The sequence below is a fragment of the Candidatus Brachybacter algidus genome (assembly GCF_016707225.1).
Taxonomy (GTDB): Bacteria; Bacteroidota; Bacteroidia; order Chitinophagales; family Saprospiraceae; genus Parvibacillus; species Parvibacillus algidus.
Genome location: NZ_JADJID010000005.1, coordinates 326,090 through 337,667 on the forward strand (window position 1 = coordinate 326,090; position 11,578 = coordinate 337,667).

10 protein-coding genes are annotated in these 11,578 nt (G+C 38.4%); 7 read left to right on the forward strand and 3 right to left on the reverse strand.

Annotated features, from left to right (window positions below; all coding sequences use genetic code 11):
* Positions 1–203: 203 nt before the first annotated feature.
* On the reverse strand, positions 204–1,994 hold the full coding sequence (locus tag IPI15_RS15815) for an ABC transporter ATP-binding protein (RefSeq protein WP_287405500.1): 1,791 nt from the start codon (positions 1,992–1,994) through the stop codon (positions 204–206).
* Between the two features lie 510 nt (positions 1,995–2,504).
* Here IPI15_RS15815 and fbp point away from each other — a divergent pair.
* On the forward strand, positions 2,505–3,506 hold the full coding sequence (fbp, locus tag IPI15_RS15820; protein ID WP_287405501.1) for a class 1 fructose-bisphosphatase: 1,002 nt from the start codon (positions 2,505–2,507) through the stop codon (positions 3,504–3,506).
* Between the two features lie 765 nt (positions 3,507–4,271).
* Here the strand turns inward: fbp and IPI15_RS15825 are convergent.
* Positions 4,272–4,847: a hypothetical protein gene (locus IPI15_RS15825; protein WP_287405502.1), complete on the reverse strand. Its 576-nt coding sequence runs from the start codon at positions 4,845–4,847 to the stop codon at positions 4,272–4,274.
* Between the two features lie 132 nt (positions 4,848–4,979).
* On the reverse strand, positions 4,980–6,293 hold the full coding sequence (gene ahcY / locus IPI15_RS15830; RefSeq protein ID WP_287405503.1) for an adenosylhomocysteinase: 1,314 nt from the start codon (positions 6,291–6,293) through the stop codon (positions 4,980–4,982).
* Positions 6,294–6,631: 338 nt separating this feature from the next.
* On the opposite strand from ahcY, the gene IPI15_RS15835 reads away from it, so the two are divergent.
* The 6 genes from IPI15_RS15835 (at position 6,632) to ybiA (ending at position 11,565) form a co-directional block, all read left to right on the forward strand.
* The gene (locus IPI15_RS15835; protein WP_287405504.1) at positions 6,632–7,687 is read left to right on the forward strand and encodes an alkane 1-monooxygenase; all 1,056 of its coding nucleotides are present in this window, start codon (positions 6,632–6,634) and stop codon (positions 7,685–7,687) included.
* On the forward strand, positions 7,677–8,168 hold the full coding sequence (locus tag IPI15_RS15840; protein WP_287405505.1) for a 2'-5' RNA ligase family protein: 492 nt from the start codon (positions 7,677–7,679) through the stop codon (positions 8,166–8,168). Before IPI15_RS15835 ends, IPI15_RS15840 begins: the two co-directional genes overlap by 11 nt.
* 108 nt (positions 8,169–8,276) lie before the next feature.
* On the forward strand, positions 8,277–9,401 hold the full coding sequence (locus tag IPI15_RS15845) for a poly(ethylene terephthalate) hydrolase family protein (protein ID WP_287405506.1): 1,125 nt from the start codon (positions 8,277–8,279) through the stop codon (positions 9,399–9,401).
* 532 nt (positions 9,402–9,933) lie between these two features.
* Complete coding sequence (locus tag IPI15_RS15850) at positions 9,934–10,572, forward strand: M949_RS01915 family surface polysaccharide biosynthesis protein (protein ID WP_287405507.1); 639 nt, start codon at positions 9,934–9,936, stop codon at positions 10,570–10,572.
* A 38-nt stretch (positions 10,573–10,610) separates the two neighbouring features.
* Positions 10,611–11,018, forward strand: a complete 408-nt coding sequence (locus tag IPI15_RS15855) for a hypothetical protein (protein ID WP_287405508.1) — start codon at positions 10,611–10,613, stop codon at positions 11,016–11,018.
* Complete coding sequence (gene ybiA / locus IPI15_RS15860) at positions 11,008–11,565, forward strand: riboflavin biosynthesis intermediates N-glycosidase (protein WP_287421177.1); 558 nt, start codon at positions 11,008–11,010, stop codon at positions 11,563–11,565. Before IPI15_RS15855 ends, ybiA begins: the two co-directional genes overlap by 11 nt.
* The last annotated feature ends 13 nt before the right edge of the window (positions 11,566–11,578 follow it).

Below are 11,578 nucleotides of genomic sequence, written 5' to 3' on the forward strand. Positions count from 1 at the left end.
AAAACCACCTTTTTTTCTACTTTTTTTATCATATATCTTGTGATTATTCAACTCCAATAAGTATTCAGCAACTTCCAAAGTTTCATCACTCGATAGAACGGGTTTGAAATAGTTGATATATCCTAAAAGATCTTTGAAGGTTACAATTTTTACAAATTGAAATTTTTCTTTCGGTTTAGAATTTATAAAAACTATAAGGTTTCCTACCCCTCCCCATTCATCTTCCTCCACAATCCCCAATAATAACCGTTCGCCGCCATTAGTTCTTCATGACTTCCGTGCTCAATGACGCGACCTTCCGACATGGTGATGATCTGGTCGTATTGGAAGATGTTGTTGATGCGCTGGGTGATGATGACCATGGTCTTGTCTTCGTCGAAACTGTTCAGATAAGATGCGATTTTGAGTTCAGTGTCGGTATCTACTGCAGACAAACTGTTGTCGAGGATGAGGAGATCAGGTTCACCAATGAGTGAACGGGCGATGGAGATGCGTTGTTTTTGTCCGCCGGAGAGGGTAACACCACGCTCGCCGACGACGGTTTCGTAAGTTTTTGGGAGACTTAGGATGTCTTCATGCACGGAAGCATAAGCGGCATAACGTTCGACCTCGTCCTGTACATAATCTTCTTTTAACCCAAAACCAATATTATTGCTCACACTATCCGAAAATAAAAATGAATCCTGTGGCACATAACCAATGTGATCGCGCCAGTTTTTGATGGTGTATTCTGAGATATTTTTGTCACCTACCAGGATCTCGCCGGCAGTTGGACGGTACATCTGCATCAATAAATAAGCTATCGTGCTTTTGCCGGAAGCCGTCTCTCCAATGATAGCCGTCTTGCTGCCCTTCGGAATGGTGAAAGATACATCTTTGACGGCGACGATGCCCGTATCAGGATAAGTCAGCGTTACATTTTTGAATTCGATGTCATCGCTGATACGATTCATAGAGTGTGCACCATTCTCAAAACTGATCTTCGAATCCATAAATTCATTGATCCTGGTCTGTGATGCTGCAGCCTGCTGGACTAAGGATGCCGTCCAACCCAAGGCTGTTATTGGCCAGGTTAATAAAGTGATGTAAATGAAAAATTCAGCGATATTGCCAGGCGTCACTTCGCCCGCCATTACTTGCTGTCCGCCTACCCATAATGTCAATACAGAGGAAATACCGATGACGAAGAGGATGATGGGGAAGAATAGGGAGTCGACTTTAATACGTTTTATATTTTTCTGTAAATAGTCCTCACTTTCTTTGGCAAAGAATTCTCCCATTCGTTGCTCCTGCGCATAACTCTTCACATCTCGAATGCCACTGAATATCTCTAAAGCAATAGAACTCAATCTCGACAATTGTGCCTGAATAACAGTACTTCTTACATTTATTTGTTCGCTCACCTTGAAGATGCTCCAAGATAAGAAGGGTAGGGGTATCAGGGTATAAATGGCTAGTTTGGGATTTACGTCAAACATGGCATAGATCACAAATACGAAGAGCGATATGAGGTTAATGCCATACAACAATGCCGGACCCAGGTATTGTCGCACCCGGGATACATCTTCCGTCATGCGCGCCATAAGGTCGCCCGTCGAATGTTTCTTATAATAAGTCGTGTCCAAATATTGGGCGTGGGCGTATAATTCCTTGCGCATGTCGTATTCCACGAGGCGTGACATGACGATGATGGTTTGCCGCATGAAGTACATAAATATACCCATTACGAATGCCTGTGCGATCACAAATAACCCGAACCAGATGAGATTGAGCACGATGTATTCCTGCATGATGTGCGCATTGGAAGCACCTTTCACCAAACTGTACATCGGCACTGTCTCGATGATCATGTCCATGGCCTCCCTAAAATATTGCGGCTGCAATACCCTGAAATAATTAGAAATCGCAATAAACAAAATACCGCCCAGGATGTGATATTTGTATTTGGTAAAATACTTGTTAAGTGCGCCGAGACTTTTTAAGGAAGAGGACATGTTGCGAAGATAGAGCTTTTGGGAATGAATGATGTATAATGAATAATGAATAATTTGTGAATAGAAAGAAGCGAACTGCGAACAGCGAACAGAGAGCCCTCAGTAGGCTTCGAATATTTATTGTATCGATTTTGAAGATTCAATGCTTTTTAAAGGTTTTTTTAAAAGGTTTTGTTTAACTCCAAAATTTTAACTTCAATCTTCGCGTTCAATAGCCCTTGATTTTAATCACGGGAAAATATGGAGCAGTGAATTCAAGCCCTGAATGGGCGACATACTAAAGCGAGGTGCATAGCGCCTCGCTTCATAAATACCGTAATTTTATCTCCAACTCCAAAATTATTATTTAAAAAACTATACCCATCCGGCCTCCACAGCATGGCCAAAAGCCAAAAGCCAAAAGCCAACACCTATTTTCACTTTTCCTCCCTTTTTCTTAAAAATTATTATAGTTTTGCCTTATATCTCTATAAATTAAGTGTATTATTTACACTAAGTATAAAAATAACTATGGACAAGATCATTACATTAGACGAATTTATAATCCATCACCAACAGGAATTTGACCAGTCTTCAGGCGCACTGACAGGACTTTTGAGAGATATTGGTGTGGCAGCCAAAATAATTAACCGTGAAGTCAATAAAGCAGGATTAGTAAATATCCTGGGAGTGGAAGGTTCTGAAAATGAATCCGGCGATCTTGTACAGAAATTAGATATATACTCCAATGAAAAGCTCATTGATGGTCTAAAAAATAGTGGTGACGTGTGTGGTATTGGCTCAGAAGAATTGGATGACATCATGCCTTTCAAATCTTTGGCAAACAAAGCTGCAAAATATGTGGTGCTCTTCGACCCTTTGGATGGTTCGTCAAATATCGATGTAAACGTATCTGTAGGTACGATTTTCAGTATTTATAAAAGACTTAGTCCTGAAGACCAGGATTGTAATCTACAGGACTTCCTTCAAAAAGGAACGGAGCAAGTAGCAGCGGGCTATGTACTTTATGGCACCTCGACTATCTTAGTTTATACGACAGGAAAAGGCGTGAACGGCTTTACACTCGATCCTTCCATAGGTGAGTTCTGTCTCTCTCACCGAGACATCAAAATACCTAAAAATGGTGCATTCTATTCTGTCAATCAAGGTTACTACTTAAAGTTTGACCTTGAGATGAGACGTTACATTGACCATTGTTCTGACAACAACCTTGGCTTAAGATATATTGGTTCTATGGTTTCTGATGTGCATCGTATCTTATTCCAGGGCGGTATTTTCCTTTATCCAAACACCCGCAAATACCCACTTGGCAAACTACGCATGCAATACGAATGCAACCCGATGGCTTTCATCGTAGAACAATGCGGCGGAAAAGCAATCACTACCTCCCTCAAACGAATCCTAGACTTAGAACCATCTGAACTACACCAGAGATCTACGATAGTACTTGGTTCACCGATGATGGTAGATGAGATGAAGCAATTTGTGGAGAAATATAGTCCCATGATTTAATTTAATGAATAATGAATGATGAAAAATGAATAATCAGAGCATGCATTTTAGCTTGATCTGAGGATCAGACAATCATTGAAATTAACAACATAGAATGATCAGTGAATAATTATAGCAATATTAGCACGAAGTAATTTTTCCTCAGAGAATTTTCACTAGAAATACTAAAAGATTTAATTTCTTCCATTCTAATCCAAAAATTACCGGGAAAACTTCCCCTCTTGAGGGGTACGCAAAGCGGGGGGTGGCCTTATCATCGACCAACTTCTCTTTTCGGAATCACGCTTGCCTGCCAACAAAGGTGGGGATTAAATGGATTGCTCAGATTACACGGATTCTTAAAAAGCGAATGTTGGAGTTACAGATAATCTTCAATCTTCGCGCCATTACATTACCCATTACCCATTACTCATTTTTCGTCTGAATCACGCTTGCCTGCCAACAAAGGCAATGATTTAAAGGGATTTCTCGGATTGCACGGATTTCATACAAAGGGAATTTTAGAGTTATAAATAACCTTCCATCTTCGTAATATTACCGATTACTGATTGCCGATTACCCATTACTAATCTGTCTGAATCACGGATTACACGGATTAAAGGATTACACGGATTTTATAAGTAGCAAAGTTGAAGTTAGAAGAAAATTGAAATCTTCGCGCCATTACCCATTGCCCATTACTCATTAATCATCCTCACATCTCCGCCAAAATCTCCCAGCTGCTACTCCGCCATCACCCGATCACCCGATCACCCGATCACCCGATCATTCTATCCAAGTGAGATCCGCTCCGATATAAATTGCCACCTGTCCAAAGGCAGTAACTTCATTAATGATCTCAATCAAGTGTAAATAATCCCTTTTGAATTCCAGGTAGTAATCTTCGTGCTGTGCGGCAATAAGTTTTTTGAGTTTTTCGGCACGCTTGACGACATAGGTACCGAGGGTTACGAGGTCGTAGTAACTTTTACGTATTAATTTTCCTTGAGCTCTATCCAGGTAGGAGTTGAAAAGTTGGAGCGTGAGTTCTATTTCCCCGATCTTGTCTTTGGTGACTTTTAAGTGTCGGGTGATCTGACCGCTATAGTCACGGAGCCGCATCAGTACAATGCCTTGATTGAGATAACTGCCTTCGACACCGTTTACTTCATCCTCGATTTTATTGGAAATCATATTCCTGCGCTCTTCTGTCGTTTCGCCAAATTCAATCAATTGAAACTCCAGTTGCTCTGCCAGCAGCCCATCCTTACGGATCAGTCGCATCAGCAACTTGTCCTTTTCCTTGACCGGCATTTTAGTGATCTCCTTCACAAGCTCCTTTGACAATATTACTCTCGGCATGAATTGTATATTTTATTCCTTAAACAAAAAATGCCGTCAAAGTTCTCCACTCCGACGGCATATTTATTAATGTTGTCAGAATTTAAAATCTTCGCCATTTCTGACTTCTGATTTCTGATTTCTGACTTCTGTTTAGTATCTGTAATACTCTGGTTTAAACGGTCCTTCAACCGTTACACCGATATAATCTGCCTGATCCTTTGAAAGTACTTCCAATTCAACACCGATTTTTTCAAGGTGCAATTTGGCAACCATTTCGTCCAAATGCTTAGGCAACATGTATACTTTATTCTCGTATTTTTCTGAATTTTCCCAAAGTTCCATTTGAGCAAGAACCTGATTGGTAAATGAGTTAGACATTACGAAAGATGGGTGGCCTGTAGCGCAACCTAGGTTGACTAGGCGGCCTTCAGCAAGGATGATCACATCTTTGCCGTCGATCGTGTATTTATCTACCTGAGGTTTGATCTCTATTTTAGAGGCTCCGTGAGTTGCATTCAACCAAGCCATGTCGATCTCATTGTCGAAGTGTCCGATGTTACAAACTACCGCTTTGTCCTTCATAGCTTTGAAATGCTCGGCAGTTAGGATGTTTTTGTTACCGGTAGCAGTCACGATGATGTTCGCTTCAGAAACAGCATTCGCCATTTTCTTAACTGCAAATCCGTCCATAGCAGCTTGAAGCGCACATATTGGATCTATCTCCGTAACAATTACTCTGCAACCTGCACCCTTAAGTGAAGCAGCAGAACCTTTTCCAACGTCACCGTAACCGGCTACTACAGCTACTTTGCCGGCCATCATAAGGTCGGTAGCTCTTCTGATCGCATCTACTAAAGATTCTTTACATCCGTATTTGTTGTCAAATTTCGACTTGGTAACTGAATCATTGATGTTAATAGCAGGAAGCGGCAAAGTACCGTTCTCTACTCTTTCATATAATCTATGAACACCGGTAGTCGTCTCTTCAGAGATACCACGGATGTTAGCAGCCAGTTCAGGATATCTGTCCAAAACCATATTGGTAAGGTCACCACCATCATCCAGGATCATATTCAATGGCTGGCCATCTGAAAATGCAAACAATGTCTGCTCGATGCACCAGTCAAATTCTTCCTCATTCATACCTTTCCATGCAAATACGGGGATACCAGCCTCGGCGATTGCCGCAGCAGCATGGTCCTGTGTTGAGAAGATATTGCAAGAACTCCAGCTAACTTCTGCTCCTAGAGCAGTTAGCGTTTCGATTAATACAGCAGTTTGGATCGTCATGTGAAGACAACCGGCTACGCGTGCACCTTTAAGTGGCTTGCTGTTTCCGTATTGTTCTCTTAAGGACATAAGACCCGGCATTTCTGCTTCAGCCAGTTCCATTTCTTTTCTACCCCAAGAGGCTAATGAAATGTCTTTTACTTTGTAAGTCAATTGCTTATCTGTAACTTCCATGTATAAATTTTGATTTTTAATATTTTCGCGCAAAGGTACTAAGTAAATTACAAATCGAGAAAAAAGTTCAAATGTTTTGAAAGTTATTGGTTTTAAATGTGAAAAAGTGGGGAGGTGAGGAGGTGAGGAGGTGAGAAGGTGAGAAGGTGAGAAGGTGAGAAGGTGAGATAGCAAGAGGTAAACGGTGTTTAAAGAGCCGGGAGTATTTTTAAGATTTAATATTTCTCAAATATTTGGCCTATTGGTCAACAATTACCAACACCGAAACTTCAGTTAATTATTGTTTCTCGATTTCCGTATTTGTACGTAAATTACCTACGATTAATAATCCGGCTGTAATGAAATTACACTTTATAAAGTATCTTCCTGTTTTTGTGGTTCCACTTGTAGTTTTTTGCTCTTTGTCAGCAAACAATATTTTTTCTTTCTTTGCGCTGTTTTTTATCTTCTTTTTGGTGCCAGCCATCGAACTTTTTACTGATGGCTCTGCACGAAATTTGGATCAAATCGAGGAGATGGCGGTGAAAGAAGACAAAGTGTATGACTATCTATTATACATCATGGTGCCTCTTCAGTTCTTGTTGCTTTGGTATTTTTTAAATCAAATTGGTAACATCTATACGCCATTTTATGTGAAATTGGGAATGACGACCGCTATGGGTATTTCATGTGGAGTATTAGGTATAAATGTAGCCCATGAATTAGGCCATAGAAGTAATAGGTTTGAACAATTACTTGCCAAAACTCTATTATTAAGTTCTTTATATATGCATTTTTTTATTGAGCACAATAGAGGTCATCATAAAAATGTTGCAACAGAATTAGATCCTGCCTCCAGCAGATATGGGGAGAATGTCTATTCATTTTATTTTAGATCAATTACTGATGGCTTCCTATCAGCATGGAGATTGGAAGCAAAACGACTAAAGAAATTAAATAAAAAAGTACTGACATTTGAAAATGAAATGATACGCTTTCAAATCATACAGTTATCTCTTTGTTTTTGTGTTTTCTGGTTTTTTGGATGGGCGGTTTTATTATATTTCATTTCAGCAGCATTATTTGGGATATTAATGCTTGAGACTGTCAATTATATAGAGCATTATGGATTGACCAGACAGAAAAATGGTGATTATTTTGAAAGAACAAGACCGATGCATTCCTGGAATTCTAACCATCCGTTAGGTAGATTGCTATTGTTCGAATTGTCCAGACACTCGGATCATCATTTTCTAGCCAGTCGAAAGTATCAGATTCTTAGGCATCACGATGACAGCCCTCAAATGCCGACAGGCTATGCAGGAATGATGATGCTAGCCTTGCTTCCGCCCATGTGGTTCAGCGTTATGAATAGAAGAATCAAGCGTCACAGGATAGAGGGTCATGGCTCATAGAAGGCAACTTACATTATTCGTAGAGCCTCCGGAAAATTTAATTATTGAAGAGATAAGGAGGCGCTATAATCCAATTCAGTTTGAATTGATCAACTGCCATGTGACACTATGCCGGGAAGATGAAATAGGTGAAATTGATAGAATTATTGAAAATTTAGATTGTTTAATCAAGAATAAGTTCATTATTACCTTTGGAAATGTAATCAAATTCTCAGATGGAAGGGGTATAATGTTGGAAGGGTATGTTGATAATTTTAGCTTTCATGAATTGAGAAATAAAGTGCTGAAAGGTGTGGTTAATAATCCGCAAAGAAAAATGCCCCACGTAACATTGATGCATCCACGCAATTCAACCTGTAATGACGAAATATTCAACGAAATTTTAAAATACAAACTTCCAAAAGAAATGTACTTTAATTCAATTAGCTTAATTGAGCAGCTGGATGGTGGTGTTTGGAAGGTCATCAAAGATTACAAATAGATTGTTAGAAATTTCCTTGGATGAACCTTTTCAGCCATTTTATATTTAGTATCGTATATTACATTGGTCTTATAAACGTCCTTCAAGTACATATTTAATTTAATTTTAATGCCATTTATTAATTTACCACGGTTTTCCTTTGTCCTTTTCTTTTTAATAAGCTGGGTTGGAGTTTCAATTGCTCAGGATTGTGATTCTTTAAAGATTTCATCTATTAGCAATCCTGGACCATATAAGGTCAAAAAGATTCTTGAAAAAGATGGGTTACGTGATGGTCCTGATTATTATGGCGCTACACTTTATTATCCTGAGGATGCGACGCCTCCATTTGCATCTATAGTAATAGTCCCCGGTTTCTGGTCATATGAACCTTCTATTCAGGCATGGGGTCCATTTCTTGCCTCGCACGGTATTGTTACTATGACTATTGGTACGAATATACTTTCAGATTTTCCGGAGCAACGCGCCTTGGCATTGCTGGATGCAGCTGAGACAATCAAGCAAGAAAATATTCGGGAATCTTCTCCTTTATATGGAAGTTTAGATCCAACCAAAATAGCCGTCAGTGGCTGGTCGATGGGTGGCGGTGGAGCTCAAATGGCTGCTGTACTAGATACCACACTTAAAGCGGTGATGGCGTTGGCGCCTTGGCAAAATACACAATTGACAGAAACTGCCTTTAATCATCCTGTTCCGACATTAATCTTTAGCGGAGAAAAGGATCCAACAGCACCAGCATCTATGCATGCCACAGCCCATTATAATTTTACACCTCAGACAACTTCAAAGTTATTATTTGAAATAAAAAACGGCAACCATTCTGTGGCCAACACACCCGAAGGTGGCAATGGCGATGTCGGTAGAATTGCAATAGCTTGGTTAAAGAATTTCCTAGTAGGTCAACCATGCTACTGTCCACTGCTGCTAGATCCGCCAGTTTCAGCATCAAAATATGTGACGAATTTACATTGTTCATCAATTGCGAGCGTATCTCGACCAGATGGAAAGGATGATTTTAGTCCACAAATATTCCCAAACCCTGTAAATAGTTCCTTGACGATAGGTGGTAAGTTTTCGGGAGATGTTCAGTATGAAATCATTTCTTTATATGGTCAGATTCTACGTCGCGGGATAATTAATGCTGAAGGGAGAACAATCAATGTATTAGATTTAACCTCAAATATTTACATCCTCAGACTTGGAAACAAGAGTTTTAAGTTTGTAAAGATCTAATTTCATTTTTAATTTCTTTTAGCTAGTGGGTATTCCTCTTAAGTGTTATTGAAGCTTATCTTTAGCGTTTATTGTGTTTGACTTATGATTTCAAATCAGAGTCTATTCGATTTAATTTATTCTGTCGAATTTAAATGGTTCTTTTCAAAGCATTTAATGCTGATTAGATACATCAAGAGAGATCAAATAGGGACTTTAATCTTTGATTAAACTTTGTGTATGGATGTAAATATAAGTTTTAATTAAATTTTAAGATTGTAACTGTAAGGACAAGTCGCGACCTGTTCCTACAGTTACAATCTTAAAATTTGTGCACAGATGGAACTCATCCTATGATATTGCACTTTTTGATTACTGATTACTGATTACTGATTACTGATTACTGATTACTGATTACTGATTACTGATTACTGATTACTGATTACTGATTACTGATTACTGATTACTGATTACTGATTACTGATTATCCATTACCCATAATAATCGTAAGTTTATGGAGATTTTGACTTTCCATTAAATCAATCAATTAAACATGAATACATTTTTATCCAAACTAACAATTGTTCTTTTCCTGATTTCTTTTTTGAATTTACCTGCTCAGGTGAAAACGAAGGAGCTCAAAGCAAAAGATATTCCAACAGATATCAAATATGAAGGAACGCTAAAAAAGGCAATTCAATGGGAAGATAAAGCAGGTTATCACATTGTAATTCTTGCTGAAACAGGAATATATATCAACAAGGATCTTCCACACGAATCTGAAGGACGAGATGCGGAATTATATGCATATCACTTCCTGGATGCCGAGGATCTGATCGTTCAAGTGTGGAAAGTATTTGATTATATTCATGATTGTGAACTGGATATCGAGGCTTCTTTTATTGAAAATACTTTAGGAGTTACAGATCTTAATAAAGACGAGTCTCCCGAGATATGGATCATGTACAAAAAAGTATGTCACGGTGATGTCAGTCCAAGCGAGATGAAAATTATCATGTATGAAAATGCTAAGAAATATGCGATGCGAGGCGAAAATAAAATACAATATGGCGATGATGATGCTATTGGTGGCGAATATATCCTGGATAAATCATTTGAAAAGGGACCTTCTGTTTTTAGAGCATTCGCAATTGAACTTTGGAATAAAAATATTCTTCAGAAATGGGACTGAAACAGAATATAAGAAAATTGAAAGATTAAAATTTAAACATGGAGTTTATAATTAAAAACGAATTGATTTTGCGACGACTACTATACTCTGATGCATTCATAGGGAGTTTTACAGGCATATTCGGAGTAGTATTCGCAACATTTCTAAGTAAATTGGTAGGAATAAATCACACAGTAATAGTTTTAATTTCTATAATTACTTTTTGTTATTCTATTTTAGCTTCATTACTTGCCTTTAGCAAAAAAATAGACATTAGATATACGCGTATCCTAATCCTAGCCAATTGGATTTGGTCTGTAATTAGCATCTTCTTACTTTATTTGCATTATGATAATGCAACTCTAGTAGGAAAGAGTTATTTAATTCTTCAGGTCATTGCTGTTGCAGGACTTGCATATTTGGAAGGCTCCCAAATAATCAAACAGTCTAATACACATGAAGTATAATATTGAACAATTAATAACTAAAGGAGGAACTGACAAGAGAAAAAAATTTATTTTTTTCTGGGGAAATCAGCCTGATAAATCAGGGCAAATTAGTGCTTCCTGTTTTAGTCAGTGGTGGTTATCTCGGTTCGAGGAGGAAGGTTTGTTTTATTCTTCTTCAGAACAATATATGATGGCTAAAAAAGCATTATTATTTGAAGATGTGGAAATATTTCATAGAATAATGGAAGCAAATTCACCCGCAGAGGCAAAAGACCTTGGGAGAAAAATTAGGAATTTTGATGAAAATGTGTGGAATGAACATAGGTACGATATTGTAGTTAAAGGCAATCTATTAAAGTTTTCTCAAAACGAAGCAATTGGTAGATTTTTGAAAAACACAAATGAAAGGATATTGGTTGAAGCAAGCCCTGTGGACCGGATTTGGGGCATAGGCCTCGCGGCAAATGATGAAAGAGTGAATGATCCAGAACAGTGGCAAGGATTAAATCTACTGGGCTTCGCACTTATGGAAGTAAGAGATATGTTATTTAATCAAATCAAATAGCATGGAAATTAGA

Bases quoted from the DNA above. Each gene is read 5' to 3' on its own strand.
- IPI15_RS15815 (WP_287405500.1), bottom strand. From the start codon at position 1,994: ATGTCCTCTTCCTTAAAAAGTCTCGGCGCACTTAACAAGTATTTTACC.
- fbp (WP_287405501.1), top strand. From the start codon at position 2,505: ATGGACAAGATCATTACATTAGACGAATTTATAATCCATCACCAACAG.
- IPI15_RS15825 (WP_287405502.1), bottom strand. From the start codon at position 4,847: ATGCCGAGAGTAATATTGTCAAAGGAGCTTGTGAAGGAGATCACTAAA.
- ahcY (WP_287405503.1), bottom strand. From the start codon at position 6,293: ATGGAAGTTACAGATAAGCAATTGACTTACAAAGTAAAAGACATTTCA.
- IPI15_RS15835 (WP_287405504.1), top strand. From the start codon at position 6,632: ATGAAATTACACTTTATAAAGTATCTTCCTGTTTTTGTGGTTCCACTT.
- IPI15_RS15840 (WP_287405505.1), top strand. From the start codon at position 7,677: ATGGCTCATAGAAGGCAACTTACATTATTCGTAGAGCCTCCGGAAAAT.
- IPI15_RS15845 (WP_287405506.1), top strand. From the start codon at position 8,277: ATGCCATTTATTAATTTACCACGGTTTTCCTTTGTCCTTTTCTTTTTA.
- IPI15_RS15850 (WP_287405507.1), top strand. From the start codon at position 9,934: ATGAATACATTTTTATCCAAACTAACAATTGTTCTTTTCCTGATTTCT.
- IPI15_RS15855 (WP_287405508.1), top strand. From the start codon at position 10,611: ATGGAGTTTATAATTAAAAACGAATTGATTTTGCGACGACTACTATAC.
- ybiA (WP_287421177.1), top strand. From the start codon at position 11,008: ATGAAGTATAATATTGAACAATTAATAACTAAAGGAGGAACTGACAAG.